The sequence below is a fragment of the Saccharothrix syringae genome (assembly GCF_009498035.1).
GTDB lineage: Bacteria > Actinomycetota > Actinomycetes > Mycobacteriales > Pseudonocardiaceae > Actinosynnema > Actinosynnema syringae.
In genome coordinates, this window is the sequence record NZ_CP034550.1 from 3,985,905 (window position 1) to 4,006,721 (window position 20,817).

Annotated in this window: 17 protein-coding genes; 6 read left to right on the plus strand and 11 right to left on the minus strand. The window is 74.2% G+C overall.

Annotation, left to right across the window (positions count from 1 at the left end):
* Positions 1 to 40 precede the first annotated feature (40 nt).
* Entirely contained in the window at positions 41 to 439 is a 399-nt protein-coding gene (locus tag EKG83_RS17585; RefSeq protein ID WP_033433759.1) for a RidA family protein, read from the plus strand.
* Positions 436 to 855 carry an SRPBCC domain-containing protein gene (locus tag EKG83_RS17590; RefSeq protein ID WP_033433730.1) on the plus strand — a complete coding sequence of 140 codons (420 nt, stop codon included), beginning with the start codon at positions 436 to 438 and terminating at the stop codon, positions 853 to 855. Before EKG83_RS17585 ends, EKG83_RS17590 begins: the two co-directional genes overlap by 4 nt.
* A gap of 12 nt (positions 856 to 867) precedes the next feature.
* Here the strand turns inward: EKG83_RS17590 and EKG83_RS17595 are convergent, their stop codons facing one another.
* Positions 868 to 1,755, minus strand: coding sequence for a GDSL-type esterase/lipase family protein (locus EKG83_RS17595; protein WP_033433731.1), 888 nt, complete (start codon positions 1,753 to 1,755; stop codon positions 868 to 870).
* Between the two features lie 141 nt (positions 1,756 to 1,896).
* On the opposite strand from EKG83_RS17595, the gene EKG83_RS17600 reads away from it, so the two are divergent.
* The gene (locus EKG83_RS17600) at positions 1,897 to 11,274 is read left to right on the plus strand and encodes an RHS repeat-associated core domain-containing protein (protein WP_051766543.1); all 9,378 of its coding nucleotides are present in this window, start codon (positions 1,897 to 1,899) and stop codon (positions 11,272 to 11,274) included.
* A gap of 39 nt (positions 11,275 to 11,313) precedes the next feature.
* Here the strand turns inward: EKG83_RS17600 and EKG83_RS17605 are convergent, their stop codons facing one another.
* The 3 genes from EKG83_RS17605 to EKG83_RS17615 form a co-directional block, all read right to left on the minus strand.
* On the minus strand, positions 11,314 to 11,733 hold the full coding sequence (locus EKG83_RS17605; RefSeq protein ID WP_033433732.1) for a CBS domain-containing protein: 420 nt from the start codon (positions 11,731 to 11,733) through the stop codon (positions 11,314 to 11,316).
* 66 nt (positions 11,734 to 11,799) lie between these two features.
* The gene (locus tag EKG83_RS17610; RefSeq protein WP_033433733.1) at positions 11,800 to 12,672 is read right to left on the minus strand and encodes a Vgb family protein; all 873 of its coding nucleotides are present in this window, start codon (positions 12,670 to 12,672) and stop codon (positions 11,800 to 11,802) included.
* Positions 12,673 to 12,697: 25 nt separating this feature from the next.
* Positions 12,698 to 13,990, minus strand: a complete 1,293-nt coding sequence (locus tag EKG83_RS17615; RefSeq protein ID WP_051766544.1) for a serine/threonine-protein kinase — start codon at positions 13,988 to 13,990, stop codon at positions 12,698 to 12,700.
* A gap of 469 nt (positions 13,991 to 14,459) precedes the next feature.
* Between EKG83_RS17615 and EKG83_RS17620 the strand changes: the two genes are divergently transcribed.
* On the plus strand, positions 14,460 to 15,542 hold the full coding sequence (locus EKG83_RS17620; RefSeq protein ID WP_228122654.1) for a GDSL-type esterase/lipase family protein: 1,083 nt from the start codon (positions 14,460 to 14,462) through the stop codon (positions 15,540 to 15,542).
* Positions 15,543 to 15,548: 6 nt separating this feature from the next.
* On the opposite strand, the gene EKG83_RS17625 is transcribed toward EKG83_RS17620, so the two are convergent.
* On the minus strand, positions 15,549 to 15,932 hold the full coding sequence (locus EKG83_RS17625) for an STAS domain-containing protein (RefSeq protein WP_051766545.1): 384 nt from the start codon (positions 15,930 to 15,932) through the stop codon (positions 15,549 to 15,551).
* A gap of 41 nt (positions 15,933 to 15,973) precedes the next feature.
* Positions 15,974 to 16,438, minus strand: coding sequence for an ATP-binding protein (locus tag EKG83_RS17630; protein WP_170191918.1), 465 nt, complete (start codon positions 16,436 to 16,438; stop codon positions 15,974 to 15,976).
* A 275-nt stretch (positions 16,439 to 16,713) separates the two neighbouring features.
* On the opposite strand from EKG83_RS17630, the gene EKG83_RS17635 reads away from it, so the two are divergent.
* The gene (locus tag EKG83_RS17635; protein WP_033433734.1) at positions 16,714 to 17,247 is read left to right on the plus strand and encodes a GNAT family N-acetyltransferase; all 534 of its coding nucleotides are present in this window, start codon (positions 16,714 to 16,716) and stop codon (positions 17,245 to 17,247) included.
* Positions 17,248 to 17,254: 7 nt separating this feature from the next.
* Here EKG83_RS17635 and EKG83_RS17640 read toward each other — a convergent pair whose 3' ends face one another.
* From EKG83_RS17640 to EKG83_RS17660, 5 genes are all read right to left on the minus strand, one after another.
* Positions 17,255 to 17,617 carry a DUF1304 domain-containing protein gene (locus EKG83_RS17640; RefSeq protein WP_033433735.1) on the minus strand — a complete coding sequence of 121 codons (363 nt, stop codon included), beginning with the start codon at positions 17,615 to 17,617 and terminating at the stop codon, positions 17,255 to 17,257.
* 20 nt (positions 17,618 to 17,637) lie between these two features.
* Positions 17,638 to 18,099: a MarR family winged helix-turn-helix transcriptional regulator gene (locus tag EKG83_RS17645; RefSeq protein ID WP_051766547.1), complete on the minus strand. Its 462-nt coding sequence runs from the start codon at positions 18,097 to 18,099 to the stop codon at positions 17,638 to 17,640.
* Positions 18,100 to 18,310: 211 nt separating this feature from the next.
* Positions 18,311 to 19,183 (minus strand): alpha/beta fold hydrolase, encoded by an 873-nt coding sequence (locus EKG83_RS17650; RefSeq protein WP_033433736.1) that lies wholly within the window; start codon positions 19,181 to 19,183, stop codon positions 18,311 to 18,313.
* Between the two features lie 117 nt (positions 19,184 to 19,300).
* Positions 19,301 to 19,504 (minus strand): hypothetical protein, encoded by a 204-nt coding sequence (locus tag EKG83_RS17655; protein ID WP_033433737.1) that lies wholly within the window; start codon positions 19,502 to 19,504, stop codon positions 19,301 to 19,303.
* Positions 19,501 to 19,953: a MarR family winged helix-turn-helix transcriptional regulator gene (locus EKG83_RS17660; protein WP_084716884.1), complete on the minus strand. Its 453-nt coding sequence runs from the start codon at positions 19,951 to 19,953 to the stop codon at positions 19,501 to 19,503. The genes EKG83_RS17655 and EKG83_RS17660 overlap by 4 nt, the downstream gene beginning before the upstream one ends.
* Positions 19,954 to 20,095: 142 nt before the next feature.
* Between EKG83_RS17660 and EKG83_RS17665 the strand changes: the two genes are divergently transcribed.
* Positions 20,096 to 20,815 (plus strand): alpha/beta fold hydrolase, encoded by a 720-nt coding sequence (locus EKG83_RS17665; protein WP_033433739.1) that lies wholly within the window; start codon positions 20,096 to 20,098, stop codon positions 20,813 to 20,815.
* The last annotated feature ends 2 nt before the right edge of the window (positions 20,816 to 20,817 follow it).

A 20,817-nucleotide genomic window follows, 5' to 3' on the forward strand; every position in this document is an offset into this window, starting at 1 on the left:
CTGACAGTACCTGTCCGGGTTGGTCGCCATACTGGTCCGCGTGAACACGAAGTCGCTGCTCCGCCCCGCCGGTCTGGTCAACTCGCCCGCCTTCAGCCACGTCGCCGTGGTGCCGCCCGGCGCCACCACCGTCTACGTCGGCGGTCAGAACGCGGTCACCGCCGACGGCGCGCTCGTCGGCGAGGGCGACGTGGTCGCCCAGACCCGGCAGGTGATGGCCAACCTGCGCGTCGCCCTGGCCGCGGCGGGCGCGACCGTGCACGACCTGGTGCTGGTGTCGGTCCTGTTCGCCGACGGCGTCGACCTGCGCGAGGCTTACGGCGTCGCCGCCGCCGGCCTGGAGGGCGCCGCACCCCCGGTGGTGGCGGCGCGGGTGGCCGGTCTGGCCGTGCCCGGCGCGCTGATCGAGGTCAGCGCGGTCGCGGCGGTGGCGGCGTGACGCGGCCGGCCGTCGGCCGCACCCGGGACGCCGGCTGGCAGATCGGGGTGTCCAAGACGGTGGACCACCCCGCCGGTGCCGTGTGGGACTTCATCACCTCGCCCGAGGGGACGGCGATCTGGCTCGGCGAGGGCGTCACCGTGTCGCCGGAGCGGGGCGCGCCCTACGAGACCGCGGCGGGCGTGCGGGGCGAGACCCGGGGCTTCCGCCACCTCGACCGCGTCCGGCTCACCTGGCAGCCGCCGGGCTGGGCGCACGACACGACGCTGCAGCTGACCGTGTCGGCCTCGGGCGAGGGGAGGTCGCGGCTGGTGATCCACCAGGAGCGGCTGGCCGACGCCGGGGAGCGCGAGCAGCAGCGCCGGCACTGGCAGGGCGTGATCAACGCGATCGCGGCGGCGCTGGCGGAGGGCTGAAGGCGCCCCGGCTCAGCGGGTCGCCTCCAGCACCGCGGCGGCGATGGCCTCGTGGCCGGCGGGCGTGGGGTGGACGTCGGTCAGCGCGCAGAAGTGGGTCAGGGCGCACACCCGTGCCACCGGCGTCGGCACCCGGCCGTAGGTCGGGTCCTCGGTCGTCTCCGTCAGCGGGCCGTACCCGCCGGTCGCGGCGGTGACGTCGACGAACGTCGCCCCCACCTCGTCGTACTCGGCCTTGAGGGCGGTGTTGAAGAAGTCGCGGAACAGCGTGACCGACAGCCGCGCGAGGTCCTGGCCGTCGGGGAACTCGGGGGAGACCCACGCCCCGAGGAACACGTCCGGGTAGGTCAGGCCCACGATCGGGGCGTCGCCGGCGGCCTCGCGCAGGGCGGGCAGCACGGCGGCCAGGTTGGCCCGCACGTCGGCCACCGCCCGGGAGGCGCAGCCCAGCGCGTCGGCCGCCCGCGCGCACGGCGCCAGGTCGTTGCCGCCGATCACCACCGTCACCAACCCCACCCGGCCCCGGTGCTCGCGCAGCGCCGCCACGGCCGCGTCGAGCTGGGTGCGGTCCGCCGGGTCGGGCGCGTCGACGGCGCGGTTGGCGGGTGCGCAGCCGGGCTGGGCGCGCAGCTGTGCGGACGTGGCGCCGCTGCACGCGAGGTTGACCAGCCGCAGGCCGGACCGCTCGGCGACCAGGTGGGGGAAACCGTCCCGGGACGACCCCGCGGAGGGCTGGTAACCGGTCGCGTAGGAGTCGCCCAGCGACACGTACACGCGTTCGGGTGACGCGGACGAGGTCGACGACGCCGACGACGCCGGGGGTGCGGAGGGGGACGACGTGCACGCCCCGAGGGCCACCAGCAGGACACCGACCAGCGCGGACCGCCGAACTCCCGGCACGTGAACCCCTTCCACCCGACGACAGGACCACCACAAAACGTACGGGAAGTGAAAGGGGAGCGGGGGAGAAGCGGCCGTCTCTAGCGTCCTGCGCGGCCCGCGTCCGAGCGAGGGGACGCGGCCGGGACGACTGGGGGACACGTGCGCCGTCACAGGGGCCGCAAGGCCGGGCTCGTCGGGTTGCTGTGGTTGCCGGGTGGCGCGGGCGCGGTGAAGCTCGTCGCCTCCGGCCTCGTGGTCGCGCTGGTCGCCGGCGCGGTGGTCGGGGACAGCACGACCACGAGACCGCCCGGCGGCGGGTCCGCGACCGCCCACGGCCCGGAACAGCGCTGGGGGACGGCGGCCGACAGCGCGACGGCGGGCCACACCGAGGGCAAGCCGGCCAACCGCACCCTGCCCGACACCCTGCGCGGCCGCTACCCCAGGCAGGTCTGGGAGCAGAAGGTCGAGAACACCGCCGCCGAGGTGGAGGCGCCCGCGCCCGAGCACCGCGGGTTCGACGCCGCCACCAGCACGGAGATCCCCGAGGCGCGCACCGAGTACGAGCGCACCTACGCCAACACCGACGGCACCGAGACCACCGAGTTCTCCGGCGCCAGGCTGAACTACCGGGACCGCGACGGCAAGTGGGTGCCCATCGACACCCGCCTGGTCGGGGACCCGGGCAAGGGCTGGCACAACGCCGCCGACGAGGTCGACGTCCGCGTCGCCCCGAAGTCCGGCGCCGACGAACTCGTCACGCTCACCGTGGACGACGACCACTCGGTGTCCTACACCCTCGCCGGTGCCACCGCCTCCGCCGGCGCGGTCGACGGCAGCACCGTCACCTACGCCGGCGTCCGGCCGAAGGTCGACCTGAAGCTGGAGTCGCTGCCCGGCGGGGTCAAGGAGACGCTCGTCCTGGCCGCGGCCGACGCGCCGACCTCCTTCACCTTCCCGCTGCGCCTCCAGAACCTCACCCCGCGCGTCGACGGCGGCCAGGTGGTCTTCACCGACGCCGCGGGCGCGCAGCGGGCCGTGATCCCGCCCGGTTCCATGGTCGACGCCAACGGCGCCACCTCCACCGCCGTCTCCTACCGGCTCTCCGGCACCGACCTCGAACTGACCGTCGACCCCGCCTGGCTGCGCGACCCGGCCCGCGCCTTCCCGGTCGCCGTCGACCCCACGGTCAAGCTGCCGGTGACCGGCGAGGCCGCCGACATGAGCATGTACGTGCGGGGCGGCACCTCCTCGCCGGGCGGCGACGAGTTCGCCACCGGCCCGGACGCGGCGGCCTACGTCCGGTTCGGCAACCTGGTCGAGCGCCTGAGGAACCACACCATCTTCGGCGCCCAGCTGTGGGTGGTGAACTTCGAGGCCGAGTCGTGCACCCCGCGCCCGGTCACCGTGCACCCGGTCACCGGGTCGTGGGACTCCCAGTGGCAGGGCGGCTACCCCGGTCCCGCCGTCGGCGGCGCGCTGGCGAGCAGGTCCTTCGCCCACGGGTACATCGCGTTCGGCGAGTCCTCCTCGGCGTGCCCCACGGCCGGTGAGCTGTTCAACCTCGGCGCGGGCGGCCGGGACCTGGTCCAGCGCTGGGTGAACGGCGAGCAGGCCAACAACGGCCTGTCCCTGCGCGGCCCCGGGCGCAAGAAGTTCGTCGGCCCGGCGCGGGCGAACCCGCCCAAGCTGTACGTGACGCACAGCCCGTACAACGCGACCTACAAGCTGACCGACCCGCGCCCCAACCCGCCGGTGCTGCAGAACCAGGACGGCAAGGTCAAGGTCACGGTCACCAACAAGAGCGCCGAGGCGTGGTCGCAGAGCGGCTACTACCTGGCCTACCGCGCCTACAAGGCCGACAGCGGCGCGTCGGTGGTCCAGCAGCGCGCCGCCAACCTGCCCGCGTCCGTGCCCCGCAACGGCAAGGTGACGCTGGAGGCCACCATCAAGGCGCTGCCGCCGGGCAAGTACTTCCTCGACTTCACCATGGTCAAGGCCGGCGGGCCGGTGTTCACCGACCACCAGGTGCCGCCCGCCCGGGTCGTGCTCCAGGTCTTCGACATCCCGCCGGTGGTGCAGGAGCTGTTCCCGGTCAACGGCTACCAGGCACCCACGCTGACCCCGCAGCTGTGGGCGCGGGCGCTCGACGTCGACGCGCCGCCCAGCTCGTCGCTCCAGTTCAAGTTCGAGATCTGCGAGCGCGACCCGCAGGACAAGCCCGTCAACTGCGTGAACTCCGGCTACCAGGCCAAGACCGCGTGGACCCCCGCCGCGGGCGCGCTGAGCTGGTCCAAGGCGTACAAGTGGCGCGCGTTCGTCAAGGACGCCACCACCGAGGTCGCCTCGCCGTACTCCACGCTGCTCACCCACGTGCCGCAGCCCGAGGTCACCTCGCGCGTCTCGTCCTCGCCGCTGGGCCTGTCCGAGGAGGACTTCGACCCGCAGACGGGCAACTACACCACCGCCGCGGTCGACGCCACCGTCACCACGGTCGGACCGCAGCTGACCGTGACCCGGACCTACAACAGCCTGGACCCGCGCCGCGACGGCATGTTCGGCGCCGGCTGGACCTCCGGGTACGACGTGGAGCTGGTCCCCGACGACGACGGCTCCGGCAACGTCGTGGTGACCTACCCGGACGGCCAGGCGGTCCGGTTCGGCCGCAACGCCGACGGCACCTACGCCGCGCCGTCCGGGCGGGTCGCCTCGCTCACCGCCGACAGCACGTCCTGGAAGCTGCTGGACAAGTCCGGCACCACCTACCAGTTCGCGCCCACCGGCCGGCTCACCAGGATCACCGACGTCTCCGCCCGCTCGGTCGTGCTGAGCTACGGCACCGACGGCAGGCTCACCAAGGCCCAGGTGTCCAACAGCCAGACCAACACCGCCGGACGCGCGCTGTCGTTCACCTGGACCGGCAACCACGTCACGGCCGTGCGCACCGACCCGCTCAACGGGACCCCGCTGACCTGGACCTACAAGTACACCGGCGACGTCCTGAACGAGGTGTGCGCGCCCGGTGCCACGGCGTGCACGACCTACGGGTACACCGCCGGGTCGCACTACCGCAGCACCGTGCTCGACGGCCGGCCGGAGTCGTACTGGCGGCTGGGCGAGTCCGAGGGCACCCAGGCGGGCAGCGAGGTCGCGGTCAACCTGGGCAAGGACACCGCGACGTACAAGAACGCCGCGCTGGGCACCACCGGCCCCCTCGCGGGCACCTCGGACACCGCGGCGACGTTCAACGGCACGTCCTCGACCGTGGAGCTGCCCAAGGGCGCGCTGAAGAAGAGCCGGGACGGCGCGGTCGAGCTGTGGTTCCGCAACAACCCCACCGGTTCGGGCGGCCCGCTGCTCGGCTACCAGGACAAGGCGCTCGGCACGACCCCGACCACCGGCGTGCCGGTGCTCTACGTCGGCACGGACGGCAAGCTGCGCGGCCAGTTCGCGGGCGGCTCGGTCGCGCCGATCACCTCCGCGACCGCGGTCAACGACGGCAAGTGGCACCACGCGGTGCTGTCGTCGATGGGCTCCACGCAGACCCTGTACCTGGACGGCGCCGAGGTCGGCGAGGCCACCGGCCGGACCGTCGACCACACCCTGCTGACGTTCAACCAGCTCGGCGCGGCGCACGCGACCGGCACCTGGCCCGCGTGGGGCAGCACGCCGCAGCGGTTCTACAACGGCTCGATCGACGAGGTCGCGCTCTACGCGGGCCCGCTGGGCCCGGCCCAGGTCGCCGCCCACCACAGGGCCGGCACCGCGCAGGCCGACCAGCTCGCCGAGGTGGTCCTGCCCAGCAAGCGGGTCGGCGCGGCGGTGAAGTACGACGTGGGCCTGGACCGGGTCAAGGAGTACACCGACGACGACGGCGGCACCTGGCGGGTCGGCGCGCCGACGGTGTTCGGCGGCGACGACGACCTGCGCCGCAGCGTCGAGGTGCTGGACCCGGCCAACCGCACCAGCCTCTACGAGTTCGACGCCCTCGGCGGCCGGCTGCTGCGCTTCGGGCTGCCGCTGGGCCTGGAGGCCCGGTCGGAGGACGCGCCGGGCGAGCCCGTGCCCACGCCGGGCGAGCCGGTGCGGCAGTGCTCCAAGCCGGACCCCGACGACCCCGCGTTCTGCACGGTCATCCCGGACGACTCCGGCGGCCCGGTGTTCGTGCGCTACGGCGTGGACGGCGTGAGCATCCGCTCCTTCGGCTACGACGAGGACGGCACCCTGAAGACGGTCACCGACGAGAACGGTGACACCACCACGATGACCCACGACGCGCGCGGCAACGTCACCTCGCGCAAGACCTGCCGCACCGACGCGGAGTGCCACACCTCCTACACCACCTACCCGGCGACGGTCACCAACCGGTTCGACCCGCGCAACGACCAGCCGGTCGAGACCAGGGACGGCCGGTCCGCCGGCGCGACCGACAACACCTACCTGACCAGGTACACCTACCACCCCAGCGGCCAGCTCGCCTCGCAGACCGGGCCGGACGGCAGCTCGACGTCCAGCAGGTACACCACCGGCGCCGAGCCCGCGGTCAACGGCGGCAACCCGCCCGCCGGGCTGCTGGAGAGCACCACCAACGCCCGCGGCAAGACCACCCGGTACGCGTACTTCGCCAACGGCGACCTGGCCCGGGTCACCACCCCGGCGGGCCTGGTGACCGAGTTCGGCTACGACGCCCTGGGCCGGCTGACCTCGCAGAAGGAGATCTCGGACAGCTTCCCGGCCGGCGTGTCGTCCACCTTCACCTACGACGCCGCGTCACGCCCGCTGGTCAGCACCGGACCGGTGACGACCAACGCGGTCACCGGGGTGAAGCACCAGCAGCGGGTCACCAACACCTACGACGAGGACGGCAACCTCACCCGGGTGGAGACGGCCGACGCCCTGGGCAACGACCCGGCGCGCGTCACGACCACCACCTACGACGAGCACGGCCGGCCGCGGACGGTGACCGACGCCGAGGGCAACGAGACCCACTACGAGCACGACGACTTCGGCAACGTCACCTCCAGGACCGACCCCAACGGCAACCGCTACGACTACGCCTACACCGCGCGCAACAGCCTGGCCGAGGTGCGGTTGCGGAACTGGCGCAGCGACCCGCCGGGCGCACCGGCCCTCTCGCGCGACCACCTGGTGCTGAACTCGTACAGCTACGACTTCGCCGGGCGCCTGGCGAGCACCACCGACGCGATGGGCAGGCGGACCGAGTACCAGTACTACGACGACGGCCTGCTCAAGCGGACCGTGCTGAAGAACTTCCACGACCCCGACGGCACCACGCGCGACTTCGTGCTGGAGGAGAACACCTACGACGGTGCCGGCAACCCGGTCAGGCAGGTCGTGGACAACGGCCGGACCGTCGTGCAGAACACCGTCGACCGGCTCGGCCGGGTGGAGGCCGCGGTGCTCGACCCCGGCGGCCTGGCGCGCACCAACGCGTTCACCTACGACGGCAACGGCAACATCAAGAGCGTCACGATGACCGGCAAGCCCTCCAACGTGCCGTGGGCGGTGGCCAACGACCAGCAGAAGGTCACCTACGACTACGACGACGACGACAACGTCGTGCAGGAGACCGTCTTCGACGGCGCCGGCACCCGGGTCACCAGGACCGCCTACGACCGGCGCGGCCTGCCGGTGAGCGAGACCGACGCCCGCGGCCTGGTCGCCGGCGCCGACCCCGCCGCGTTCACCACCAGGGCGGGCTACGACGAGCTGGGGCAGCTCGTGACCGCCACCGGCGCGCCGGTCGCGGCGGAGAGCGGCGGCAACCCCGCCACCACGGTCACCCCGACCGTCACCACCGGCTACGACACCTTCGGCGGCGCGGTCGACGTCAAGGACGAGCTGGGCCAGGTCTCCCGCACCACCTACGACCGGCTCGGCCGCGTGGTGAGCGCGGCGGCGCCGTCCTACCAGGCGCCCGGCGCCACGCAGGCGGTCACGCCGACGACGGTGTCCAAGTACGACGGCAACAGCAACGTGGTCGAGGTCGTCGACCCGCGCGGCAACGTCTCCCGCAGCACCTACGACCAGCTCAACCGGCTGGTCGAGGTCGACGTGCCCGGGTCGACCAACGACGAGCGCGCGGTGACCTCGTACACCTACACCAGGTCGGGCCGGGTGCTGTCCACCACGGACCCGCTGGGCGCCCGGACCGAGGCCACCTACGACGACCTGGACCGCCAGGTCACCGCGACGCGGGTCGAGCGCCGACCCGCGGCCGCCGCGTTCACCACCAGGCACACCTACGACGACGCGGGCAACGCGGTCACCACCGCCGCGCCGACCGGTGCCACCACCACCAACACCTACGACGCGCTCAACCAGCTCGTCAAGGTCGTCGACCCGAACTCCGTCCAGCTCCACCTCGGCTACGACTTCGCCGGCCAGCGGGTCCGGGTCACCGACGGGCTGGGCCGGACCGACCGGACCACCTACAACCAGTACGGCGAGGAGGTGGCGGAGACGTCGCTCAAGGCCGACGGCACGGCCCTGCGCGGCTGGACCTACGGCCGCGACCAGGTCGGCAACGTCATCTCGGTGACCGACCCGAACCAGGTCGTGGAGACCTACGCCTTCGACGCGGCCAACCGGCTGGTCCGGCAGACCGAGCCGGTGGCCGACGGCAGGAGCGTCACCACGTCGTTCGGCTTCGACGCGGCGGGCAACCGCACCCGCTACACCGACGGGCGCGGCAACAGCACCATCACCACCTACAACACCCTCGGCCTGCCGGAGTCCACGGTGGACCCGGCGACCGCGGCGCACCCGAACGCGGCCGACCGGACCTGGACGGTCGGGTACGACGCGGCCGGCAACCCGGTGTCGCTGACCGCGCCGGGCGGGGTGGGCCGGAAGCGGGTCTACGACGCCGCCAACCGGGCGTCCTCGGAGACCGGCACGGGCGCGGAGTCCGCCACGGTCGACCGGACCTACGGCTACGACCTGGCCGACCACGTCACCCGGGTGAGCGCGCCGGGCGGCACCGACACCTACGACTACGACGACCGCGGCAACCTGCTGGCCACGTCCGGCCCCAGCGGCACCTCGCAGTTCCGCTACGACGGCGACGGCAACCCCAGCAGCCGCCAGGACGCCGCCGGCACCACCGCGTTCACCTTCACCAAGGGGCGCCTGGTCGCCACCGTCGACGGCATCACCGGCGCCACCCAGCGGGTCGGCTACGACGCCGCCGGGATGGTCAAGACGCTCGACTACGGCGCCGGCCGGGTCCGCACCCTGGGCTACGACGACCTCGGGCGCCTGACCTCGGACGTGCTGACCAACGCCGCCAAGCAGGCCGTCGCCTCCACCGGCTACACCTTCAACCCCGACGACACCGTGGCCACCAAGACCACGGCGGGCGTCGCGGGCGCCGGGCAGTGGAGCTACGGCTACGACAAGGCGGGCCGGCTCACCGGCACCACCTTCGGCGGCACCACCACCGCCTACGACTGGGACGACGCGGGCAACCGGGTCAAGGCGGGTGGCAAGGTCGCGACCTACGACGAGCGCAACCGCCTGCTCTCCGACGGGGACAACACCTACACCTACTCGGCCAGGGGCACCCTGCGGTCCCGCACGGGCGCCTCCGGCACCACCCGGTACTCCTTCGACGCGTTCGACCGGATGACCGGCGCCGGCGCGCTGACCTACACCTACGACGGGTTCGACCGGGTGGCCACGCGCAACAGCACCCGGTTCAGCTACGCGGGCCTGGCCGACGAGGTCGTCTCCGACGGCGCGGAGACCTACGCCCGGGGCGCGGGCGACGAGCTGCTGGCCACCGCCCGCGGCACCACCGAGCGCCTGGCCCTCCAGGACGCCCACGGTGACGTGGTGGCCGCGTTCGACCCGGCCGACAGCACCCTGGCCGCGCTGCCCGACTCCACCGGCTACGACCCGTTCGGCAAGGTGACGGGCCGGACCGGCAACACCGGCTCGCTCGGCTTCCAGGGCGACTGGACCGACCAGTCGAGCGGCCAGGTCGACATGGGCGTGCGCTGGTACGACCCGGCCACCGGCGGGTTCGCCTCCCGCGACAGCGCCGACACCAGCGGCGGCTCCGCGACCGGCGCCAACCGCTACGCCTACGGCTCCGGCGACCCGGTCGCCAACGCCGACCCCACCGGCCACTTCGGCGGCCCGATCGCGCCCCCGAGGCCCAAGCCGGGCACCAAGAGCGGCGGCGGTGGTGGCGGCGGGTGGTCCTGGGGCAAGCTCTGGGGCGGCGTCAAGAAGGGCGCGGGCTGGGGCTGGCGCGCCAAGAAGTTCGTCTCGCCGTGGAACGCCTTCTGGAGCGTGATGGCGCCCACCCCGCTGGGCGACAGCTCCTGCACGGGCCGGTACGGCGTGACGTGCGACGTGTACTTCAGCCCCGGCTTCCAGGCCAACCCGCCCTCGGTGCACCAGCAGTTCTGCGACACCCACTCGTGGACCAAGCAGTGCGGCGGCAGCGGCCGGTTCCCGTACCCGATCGGCGGCACCCGGGTCGACCCCGGCACCGGCGCCGGTGGCGGCGGCGGTCCGGGTGGCGGTCCCGGCGGGAGCGGCGTGGACGCGGCGGCGGCCGCGGCAGCGGCGGCACTGGCGGCGTACCTGCGCGCCAAGGCGATCTCCGACCAGGCGCGCGCCGACAACGCCCGGGTGGCCAAGAACAACCCGATCGCGGTGAACCCGGCCGCGACCCAGCCGGTCCTGACCATGCCCAAGCCGGTGTCGTCGACGCCGAAGTCGCCCGCGACGAAGGTCGGCACCATCCGCGACGTCGTCGACGACGTCAAGGCCGACACGGACGCCATCTACCAGGCGGCCGTGCGCCGGGCGGGTCAGGTGCAGCGCAACGTGTCCACCGCCGCGCAGGTGTCGCCCTCGGGCAGCCCGGCACCCCAGCCGGGCACCGGGGATGACGATGACGACGGCGACTGCCGCAGCACCCTGCCGACGCCGGACTACAAGCCGCTGGACAAGAAGAACGGCAACCGCGCCACCGGCGTGGAGGCGTGCCTGGTGCTGGAGAACCTGACCAAGGGCAGCGCGCCGAGCGTCTACCCGCCGGGGTTCCGCTGGGCGCAGGCGACCGCGGGCCACCACGGCGCCAACCCCGAGGTGAAGTTCTGGATCAACCGGTGCCACCTGCTGGGCAGCCAGTTCGGCGGCACGGGTGCCGACACGCGGAACCTGTCCACGTGCAGCCGGACCGCCAACGCCAACGCCAACGCGCCGTCGGGCCGGGACCGGAACATGGCGCGCAACATGCTGTCGTTCGAGAACGACGTCATGGCCGCGGTGCGGCGCAAGCAGATCATCGAGTACGAGGTGACGCCCGTGTACCTGGGCAAGCGGACCGTGCCGGTGGCGTACAAGATGTCCGCGGAGGGCGTCTACCGCAACGGCAACCCCGGCATCAACCTGCACGAGACGATCCCGAACTCGATGTACAGCCCGAAGTACGACAAGCGCGTCAACCTCGGCACGATCGTCCACGAGAAGCAGCAGGCCCCGATGCCCGGGGTGAACTGAGCGGGGTCCGGGGGCCGGCTCGCGCCGGCCCCCCGGGCGTCAGTTGTTGTCGCGGGCGGCGCTGATGTCGGCCAGCCCGGACAGCGAGTCCTTCTCGACGGCGGCGTCGCCGAGCGAGAGCACGCCGACGGGTCGACCGCCCTCCACCACGGCGATGCGGCGCACCGCGTGCTCGCGCATCCGCGTCACCGCGACGTCGACGTCCTCGTCCGGCGTGGCGGTGACGAGCCGGTCGCTGCACACGTCGGCCAGGCGGCAGCCGGAGAGGTCGTCGCGGTCGGCCAGGCCCCGGACGACGATGTCCCGGTCGGTGACGATGCCGCGGACCCGGTCGCCCTCGACGACCAGGACGTCACCGATGCCCTGGTCGCGCATGGCCCGCGCCGCCTCCCGGACCGGGGTGTCGGGGGTCAGGGCCACCGGGTTGCGGGTCATCAGGTCGCGCACGTGCTGAGCCATCCGTGTTCCTTCCTGATCGGGTCTCCGCTCCCGGTTACCCAGGACGACGCGGGAACACGCGGGTGATCAGGCGGTCGTCGGGACGCGGGCCAGGGTGCCGTTCTCCAGGGCCACCCACAGGGCGCCGTCGGGGCCGGTGGTGATGCCGTGCGGTTCGCTGCCGGGGGTGGGCAGGTCGTGCAGCTCGACGGCGCCGTCGGTGGTGATGCGGCCCACCCGGTTCCCGGCCCACTCGGTGAACCACAGCGCGTCGTCGGGGCCCGGGGTGATGGCGTGCGGCCGGCCGGCGCGGTCGGGCAGCGGGAACTCCGTGGTCCGGCCGTCGGTGGTGATGCGCCCGACCTGGCCGGCGGCGATCGCGACGTACCAGAGGGCGCCGTCGGGTCCGGCGGTGATGCCGACCGGCGCGGCGGCCTTGGTGGGCAGGTCGTGCAGCTCGACGGTGCCCCCGGTGGTGATGCGCCCGATCGCGTTGGCCTGGTTCAGGGTGAACCACAGGGCGCCGTCGGGCCCGGCCGTGATCGCGGACGGGAACGCGCCGGTGCGCGGGAGCGGGAACTCCGTCACGGCACCGTCGGTGGTGATGCGGCCGATCCGGTCGGCGGTGGTCTCGGTGAACCACAGGGCCCCGTCCGGTCCGGCGGCGATGCCGAACGGCCCGCGGTCCGCGGTGGGCAGCGGGAACCCGGTGACGGCGCCGTCGGTGGTGATGCGGCCGATCCGGTGCGCCCGGTACTCGGTGAACCACAGCGCGCCGTCCGGGCCGGTGGTGATGACGGTCGGCCCGGACCCCGGGTCGAGCCGGTGGAACGCGACCCCGCCGCCGGGCACCAGTCGCCCGATCCGACCACTGTGGACCGAGGTGAACCACAGCGCGCCGTCCGGGCCGGTGGTGATGGCGTACGGTTCGCCGCCCGTTGAGTGTTCTTCGATCGACACCCCGCCATGATCCCCGGAGCGGGGGCTACTCGGCGGGCGAGGTGGGCTCGACCGGCTCGGGGGTGCCCTCGGAGCTCTCGGAGGGCGGCACCACCGGTGTCGAGGTCTCCTGCTCCGGCTCGGTCGTGGTGGGCGCCGCCGTGGTGGTGACCTCGGTCTCCACCGGGGCGGTCGTGGGTTCCACCGCGGTGGTCCCCGTGGGGTCCTCGGTCGGGGGCGCGGGCTGCGCCGTGGTGGTCTGCCGCGGCGTGCCCGAGACCTGCACCGTCACGACGATCTGCGGTCGCACCAGCTCGCGCCGCGCGTTGTCCTCGACCTGCGGCGTGGCGCTGTGCTGCGCGGTGGGCGCGGGCGGGGTGCTGGTGCTCGGGGCGGAGGTCGCCGGGTCCTGGCCCGTGGTCGCGGCCGTGGTGATGGCGAACGCGCCCAGCAGCACGCCGGCGGACGCGACGAGCGTCCGCCACGGCGGCCGCCGGCGCGGGGCCGCCTCGCTGGGCCGCGCGAGCGCCACGGGCAGCTCGCCCGCCACCGGCAGGTCGAGCGCCGTGGGCACGTCGAGCGCCGCGGGTCGGCCGGGCGCGGGCGGCTCGGGCACCGCGGGGACGGCGCCCAGCACCCGCGCGCACTCGTGCGCGGTCGGCCGCCCGCCCGGTTCGGCGGAGGTCATCCGCGCCAGCAGCCCCGCCAGGTCCGGCGGCAGGTCCTCCGGCACGACCGGCGGCCGGTGCAGGCGGGCGACGGCGGCCTCGACCTCGCCGCCGTCGTACTCGCGCCGCCCGGTCAGGCACTCCAGCAGCACCAGCCCCAGGGCGTAGACGTCGGCCCGGTGGTCGACCTCGCCGCCCTGCACCTGCTCGGGGGCCAGGTAGCCGGTGTCGGCCGCCTGGACGAGGCCGAAGTCGGCGAGGTGCGCGTTGCCCTCGTCGTCGACCAGGACGTTGGCCGGCTCGACCTCGCGGTGCACCAGGCCGTGGTCGTGCACGTGCGCCAGCGCGTCGGCCAGCGCGGCACCGAGCCGGCGCACCCGGTCCGGCGGCAGCGGGCCGCCGTCGACCAGCTCCCGCAGGGTCCGGCCCTCGACCAGTTGCAGCACGACGAACGGGGTGCCCGCGTCGGTGTCGGCGTCGTAGACGGCGACCAGGCCGGGGTGGGACAGGCCGGCCAGGAGGCGGACCTCGGGGTCGACGCCGGGGCGGCACAGCTTGACCGCCACGTACCGGCGCAGCACGGTGTCCCAGGCGCGGCGGACCGCGCCCACGCCCCCGGTGCCGAGGGGTTCGGCGAGCTCGTAGCGGCCGGCCAGCAGGTTTTCGCTCACCGAGGGTGACACCGTCATACCTCCGGTCGCGGCAGTGGGTCACTTCCGAGTGCCCTCCCGCTCCGGCGCGCAAACAACGCGAGTGGTCCTCGTTCCAATTGGTGGAACCACCGGGCGGACGGGGTGCGCGTCGACGATCCGAGCCGCGGCCGTCTCGGATGTGGGGTCGCGGTCGGTGACGAGGGTGCCCGACGCAGGAGCCGCATCCATTGTGGAACGGCTCGACCGTCCACGTTGTCCACGAACGGGTGAGAGACGCCCTGCGTCGGTTGGGGTTCCGCGCTCGCGGGCATGCCGAGTGCGGAGCAGGTGACCGGAGTACGGCCGGGCGCCGGGCGGTGTGGCCGTGGAGGTGGGCCGTGCAGGTGTCGAGCGACGACGCGGTGGTCGGTGCGGGCCGGGCCCCGGTCCACCGCGCCCCGCGCCCGGTGGCGGCGTCCCCCGGTGCGGCGGACCGGGGGTGCCGGACGTGATCCGCAGGAAGTACTGGCTGGTCGGCGCGTTCGGCGCGGTCGTGGTGGGGCTGGCCGCGCTGGTGTTCCCGGACGCCGGCGGGCAGCCCGGTGTGCCCGGACCACCCGGTTCCGGGCCGCTGACCGTGGTGACCATGGGCGACAGCACCCTGTCCGGCGAGGGCGCGGGCGACTACTCCGCCGAGACCGACGGCGCGGGCGGGAACTGGTGCCACCGCTCGTCGCACGCCGCGGTCGGCCTGATCGACGTGCCCGGCGTGGACGCGCGGGTCAACCTGGCCTGCTCCGGCGCCTCCACCGACGACGTGCTGCTGGACGGCACGGCGCAGTGGACCGAGCCCAGCCAGGCGCGGCAGCTCGGCGAGCTGGCGCGGACGAACCGCGTGGCGGCCGTCGTGGTGGCGATCGGCGCCAACGACGACCCCCGCTTCTCCCGCCTGATGTCCGAGTGCGTGAACGCCCGCATCTCGCTCGGGCCGCCGTGCCGGGACGCGGTCCGGCAGGACTGGGCGCAGCGCCTGGACGCCGTGGTGCCGAAGGTCGTCCACGCGCTCGACGACATCCGCACCGCGCTCGGGCAGGTGGGGTACGACGAGGGCGACTACCAGCTGGTGCTGCTCTCCTACGCCTCACCGGTCGCGCCCGACATCCCCGAGGAGCTGCGCAACCTCAGCGCCTGCCCCTTCCGCAACGAGGACCTGGCCTGGATCCGCGACCACGCCGTCGGCACCATGGCGGAGGCCCTGCGCGAGGCGGCCGGGCGCGCCGACGCCCGCTTCCTCGACTTCTCCCAGGCTGGCCGGGGTCGCGAGGCGTGCGCGGGCGGGAACGACCCGGGCCGCGAGTGGTTCACCCGGCTCACCCTGGACTGGGACTCCTTCGGCGACCCCGAGCGCGCCGCGCACGCCAGCGTCGAGTCCTTCCACCCCAACGCCGAGGGGCACCGGCAGTTCGCCCGCTGCATCGGCGAGTTCCTGGGCACCCCCGACCGCGAGGCGTCGTGCGTGGCGGACGAGGACGGCGACCTGCGCGTCGGCGGTGGCGGCATCGGCGCGGAGGTCGGTGACCGGGTGCGGTGACCGGCGTCAGGGGCGCGCGTGGGAGTGCAGCGCCTCGTCGACGGAGTGGTAGAGCCGCAGCACGTCGTCCAGGCCGGTGATCTCGATGGGGCGGATGACCGGCCGGTTGGCGTCGACCACGATGCGCAGCGACCGGTGGCGCTCGTGCGCGTGCCGGGCGGCCTGGAGCAGCGCGGTCAGGCCCGCCGAGCCGAGGAAGGTGACGGCGACCAGGTCGACGACGCAGGCGTCCCCGGTGCTCTCGTCGATCGCGTCGGTCAGGGCGGTGCGCACGGTCGGCTCCCCGTCGAGGTCGATCTCGCCCGCGATCGCGACGACCGTCGTGCCGTCGACGACCCGGCGGTCGACGCGCAGCGCGGCGGGCTCGCCGCCGTCGGATCGGTCCTCCACGCCACCGCACGCTACCGGATGCGCCCGCCGCCGGCAGCGGCTCAAGGGCGTTCCGCCCAGGTCGCGGCCGAGGACAGGTGCGGTGCGCGACCGCCGCCGGGCCGGTCCAGGACCACCTCGGCCCACACCGTCTTGCCGCCGGGGTGGTGCCGCACGCCCCACGCCTCGGCGAGGGTGTCGACGATCACCAGGCCGCGCCCGCCGGACTCGTCCGGGGTGCGGATCCGCGGCTCCTCGGCGGAGGTGTCGTCCACCTCGACCCGCAGGCGCCGCGCCTCGTCGACCAGGGCCAGCCGGCAGGTGCGCGGGGGTTCCCCGTGCCGGCGGGCGTTGCTGACCAGCTCGTCGGTCACCAGGACGGCGTCGTCGACCGCGACGCCGGCACGGCCGTCGAGGAGGACGCGCACGAGGTGGCGGACCTCGCGGAGGGAGGTCTCGTCCAGGGCGCGGACCAGGACGGCCTCGTCCACGCCCTGGGCTCTGTCGTTCTGCGGTTGGGGGGACACGGCCACATCACCTCGTGGAGCACGAACCACTGCCGGAGCAGGCTGACACGCGAGGACTTACCCGCTGCCGCCGGTGGTGAACCCCGTCTCGGGCGACTCGCCCCCGTCCGACGCACCCCGCCGGGTTGCCACCCGGCCCGACTCACCTCCCGGGGGCACCCGGGACGTGCCGCCCTCCACCCGGACGAGCCGCACGAGCCGCCGAACCCCCGCCGCCGGCCGAGGAGCACGCCAGGGGCAAGGGCCGCCCCCGGGCGGTGTGCGTCAATGAGGGCATGACCTCGAACGAACCCTGGGCCCGCACCGAGCGGCTGGAACTTCGCCGCTGGGCACCCGAGCACCTCGCGGAGCTGCGCGCCCTGGCCGTGCTGCCCGAGATCGTCCGCTACGTCGGCGACGGGAGGCCGTGGAGCGAGTCGACCGTGACGACCAGGCACCGGGAGGTGCTGGAGCACTGGCGGCGGCAGGGGTTCGGGTGGCTCGCGGCGCACGACGGGACGGGCGCGTTCGTCGGGCTCGTCGCGGTGACCCGGCGGTCCGGCGAGGACTCGGGGATCGGCGTGCCGGCGGTGGAGGTCGGGTACTGGGTGGTGCCCGGGGCCTGGGGGCGCGGGTACGGCACCGAGGCCACCGGCGCGGTCGTCGCCGAGGTGTTCGCCCGCGGGCACGCCGACCTCCTGGTGGCCCGGTACGACCCGGCCAACACCGCCTCCGGGCGGCTGCTGGCGAAGCTGTCGTTCACCCCGCACCACGTGGTCGACGGCGAGCGGCCGCTGGCCTACACCGTGCTGGCGCGCCCGGACCGGTAGCCCGCCCTCAGCGCGCCAGGAGCGCGAACACCAGCGCGACCGCGGCGGGCACGGCCTGCACGAAGAGGATGCGGCGGCTCGCCGTCACCGCGCCGTACAGGCCGGCCACGATGACGCAGACCAGGGTGAAGGCGGTGAACGCGAACCCGACCGGGTCGGGCGCGACGAGCCCGACGACCAACCCGGCGACCAGGAAGCCGTTGTAGAGGCCCTGGTTCGCCGCCAGGACCTTGGTCTCGGCCGCGAACTCCGCGGTGGTGCCGAACGCGGCCCGGCCGCGCGGCGTGGTCCACAGGAACATCTCCAGCACGACGATGTAGACGTGGACGGCCGCGACGAGCGCGGTCAGGACGTCGGCGATGATCTGCACGCCCGCAACATACAACCGGGTCAGCCGAGCAGGCCGACGACCTTGCGGGCCAGCTCGACGAACAGGTCCTGCTCGTGCTCGGTCAACGCCCGCGTCGACGCCCGCTCCAGCTCCGCCCAGGCCGCCCTGGTCGGCTCCTCCAACGCGCGCCCCGCCGGGGTGAGGGACACGATCCGCACCCTGGCGTCCGTTGGGTCGGCGGTGCGGGTCACCAGGCCCGCGTTCTCCAGCCGCCGGACCGACTTCGCGATCGTCGAGTGGTCCAGCCCCAGCGCCTCGGCGAGCTGCTTCTGCGACCGGCCGTCCCGGGTCCACAGCCGCATCAGGATCAGCTCCTGGCCCGGGAACAGGCCCAGGTCGGCCAGCAGCGAGGCCGCCAGCGCCCGGTGCGAGCGGGCCAGCGCGAAGATCGTCGAGCTGACCGGGTGCTCGCCCGCGACGGGGTCCACCCCCTCGGCGGGCTCCTGCGCGGACGCGGTCATGACGCGACCGTAACCCACCTCAGGGCCGCGGCGCGCCCGATCGCCGCACGTCGGTGGTGACCGCGACCCACCCGCCGACCGCGGCGCGTGATCACCGGACCACGCACCGCAGCCACACCCCGCCCGCGAGCCACAGCCCTCGACCGCCGGACCGCAGGCCACCACCGCGCCCCGCCCGCGAGCGGCGGCCCGACCCCCCGCCCGCCGAAGCTCAGGCCGCGCGGTCGGCGTTGCGCCTGATCCCGCGCACCAGGGTGGGCCAGATGGCCGGCGGCAGGTCGTGCCCCATGCCGTCGACCAGCAGCAGCTCGGCGTCGGGGATGGCCGCGGCGGTGGCGCGGCCGCCGCTGGGCGCGACCAGGGTGTCGGCCATCCCGTGCACGACCAGGGCGGGCAGCCGGAGCCCGCGCAGCCCGGGGGTGCGGTCGGGGGAGGCGACGATCGCGGCGTACTGCCGCAGCCCGCCGGCCGGGCGGAACGCGCGGTCGTAGGCCGCGGCGGCCCTGGCGCGGACCTGCTCCTCGTCCGCCTCCCCGCCGGGCGAGCCGACGACCTTCCACGTCGCCACCGCGGCCTCCACGGCCTCCTCCCGGCTGGTGGGCGGCGGCTGCGCGAGGCGGGCCCGCGCCTCCGGGGTGGCCTGGCCGACCTCGCGGTCGCCGGTGGTCGACATGATCGAGCACAGGCTGAGCACCCGCTCGGGGTGGTCGATCGCGCACTGCTGGACGATCATGCCGCCCATGGACGCGCCCACCAGGTGGGCCCGCTCGACGCCGAGGTGGTCCAGCAGCCCGACCAGGTCCAGCGCCAGGTCGGCGAGCAGGTAGGGCACCGTGGCGCGGTCACCGGCGGCGATCGCCACCGGGTCGGGCGCGGGCAGGTGGTCGAACTGGGTGGACAGCCCGCAGTCGCGGTTGTCGAACCGGACGACGTGGAACCCCTCCGCCGCCAGCAGGTCGCACAGCCGCGGGTCCCACGAGGTCATCTGCGCTCGCAGGCCCATGACCAGGACCAATGTCGGATCGGCCGGATCTCCGAAGGTGTCGTACTCCAGTTCGATGCCGTTGGAGCGCGCACGGGGCATGGACCTGACCTCCTCGTCGACCGTCTCCCACCACGGTAGTGATCACGCGCACCGCCCGCCGTCCGGGTAATCGCCGGTTCCCGCCCCGGTGGCCGGGGAGGAGCCGGCGTTTCCGGGTCACCGCGCCGGTCGAGAGGCCGCTCCCGGCCGGGTGGGCGCGGGCTGCGGCTGCTGCGGGGCGTTCGACGGCACCGACCTGTGCCGGGGCCCGGTCGCGCACGGCGACGTGCTGTCGGTGCCGACCGTCTTCTCCGACGGCCGCGTGACCGACCCGGCCACCCCGCGCGGGGTGCTGCCGGCCACCGCGGAGCTGCTGCTCAAGGCGTGGTCCCGTGGGCCACCACGTTGTCGGTCAGCTGCCGCAGCGAGAGGCGCAGCCGGTCGACCTCGTCCTCCGTCAGCCCCATCGCCTCGCCGATCGCGACGGGGATGTCGGTGGTCGACCCGCGCAGCGCCCGGCCCTCCTCGGTCAGCCCGACCTCCACGGACCGCTCGTCGTCCGCCCGCCGCCGCCGGGTCACCAGCCCCGCCGCCTCCAGCCGCTTGAGCAGCGGCGTCAGGGTGCCGTAGTCCAGTTGGAGGTGGTCGCCCAGCTCCTTGACCGAGATCGCCCCGTGCCGCCACAGCACCTGCATCACCAGGAACTGCGGGTAGGTCAGGCCCAGCTCCTGGAGCAGCGGCCGGTAGGCGGAGGTGACCGCCCGGGACGCGGCGTAGAGGGCGAAGCACAGCATGTCGTCCACGGCCGGGACCGTCTCGTCCGAGTGCATCTGCATGCCAACACCCCTCCGCCGCGCGGCTGTTCCCGGGCCCCCATGGTGACACGTGTGCCATTGATCACGACACAAGTAACTTGTGCACAAGTTAATCGCTCACTAGCTTTAGCCGTACCAACCCACGGAGGAGAGCACGATGAGCAGCGAGAACCCCACCGTCGTCCTGGTGCACGGCGCGTTCGCGGACGGCTCGAGCTGGGCCCGGGTCATCGACCGCCTGCGGGCGCACGGCGTGGACGCGCTCGCGGTGAGCAACCCGCTGCGCGGCCTCGCCCACGACGGCGACTACGTCGCGAGCGTGGTCGACCAGCTCGACGGCCCGGTCGTCCTGGTCGGCCACTCCTACGGCGGCCCGGTCATCACGCACGCCGCCACGCGGGCCCCGAACGCCAAGGCGCTGGTCTACGTGGCCTCGTTCGGCATCGACAAGGGCGAGAGCGCGCTCGGCTCGGTCGAGGGCTTCCCGCCGGTGGAGCTGAACACGTCCCTGGTCCAGCACCGGTTCCCCGACGGCCAGGGCACCGACGTCGAGCTGACCATCCGCCGGGACGCGTTCCCGGGCGTGTTCGCCGCCGACCTGCCCGCCGACTTCACCGCCACCGCCGCGGTCAGCCAGCGCCCGGTCGCGGCCCGCGCCCTGACCGAGCCGCTGTCCGTCGAACCCGCCTGGCGCACCCTGCCCTCGTGGTTCCTCGTCGCCACGGCCGACAACGCCATCCACCCGGACTCGCAGCGCGCCGCCGCCGAGCGCCTGGGCGCCACCGCGGTCGAGGTGGACGGCTCGCACGCGGTCGCGGTGTCCCGCCCCGACGAGGTCGCGGACCTCATCCTCGCCGCGGTCCGGGCCACCGGCTGACG

What these genes read in the sequence shown, in the direction of transcription:
- EKG83_RS17635 (WP_033433734.1), top strand. Translation starts at nt 16,714, where the DNA reads ATGACCTCGAACGAACCCTGGGCCCGCACCGAGCGGCTGGAACTTCGC.
- EKG83_RS17665 (WP_033433739.1), top strand. Translation starts at nt 20,096, where the DNA reads ATGAGCAGCGAGAACCCCACCGTCGTCCTGGTGCACGGCGCGTTCGCG.
- EKG83_RS17660 (WP_084716884.1), bottom strand. Translation starts at nt 19,953, where the DNA reads ATGCACTCGGACGAGACGGTCCCGGCCGTGGACGACATGCTGTGCTTC.
- EKG83_RS17605 (WP_033433732.1), bottom strand. Translation starts at nt 11,733, where the DNA reads ATGGCTCAGCACGTGCGCGACCTGATGACCCGCAACCCGGTGGCCCTG.
- EKG83_RS17645 (WP_051766547.1), bottom strand. Translation starts at nt 18,099, where the DNA reads ATGACCGCGTCCGCGCAGGAGCCCGCCGAGGGGGTGGACCCCGTCGCG.
- EKG83_RS17650 (WP_033433736.1), bottom strand. Translation starts at nt 19,183, where the DNA reads ATGCCCCGTGCGCGCTCCAACGGCATCGAACTGGAGTACGACACCTTC.